Here is a 363-nt window from a genome sequence, read left to right on the forward strand (position 1 = left end):
CGCGCGATCGTGGAGTCCACACTCACATCCCAGACGATCTCGCCGTCGGCATCGGCATGGGCCTGCAACGCGGTCAAGATGCACTGCCAGATCCCGGCACGCTGCCAGCGGCGGAACAACCCGTACACCGTCTGCCACGGACCATAGACAGCCGGGACGTCCCGCCACGGCGTACCTGTGCGGATCCGCCATCGGATCCCGTCGATGAGCTGCCGTTTGGTCCATTTCGGCGGGCGGCCCGGCTTCTTACCCACGGGCAGCAGCGGTTGCAGCACCGCCCACCGCGCGTCGCTCAGATCAGCCCGCCCCGCCACCGCTACGCTGGCCACGAGGTCTCCGGTAAGGCAAGGGTTTTCTTGGTCG

General features: G+C 67.5%; 1 protein-coding gene. It reads right to left on the reverse strand.

The genetic code is table 11. The features are described from left to right. On the reverse strand, positions 1–329 hold a 329-nt coding region (locus FXO23_RS52170; protein WP_246258700.1), incomplete at its 3' end, for a transposase. Between the last annotated feature and the right edge of the window lie 34 nt (positions 330–363).

The organism is Amycolatopsis anabasis, from assembly GCF_009765355.1.
GTDB classification, from domain to species: domain Bacteria; phylum Actinomycetota; class Actinomycetes; order Mycobacteriales; family Pseudonocardiaceae; genus Amycolatopsis; species Amycolatopsis anabasis.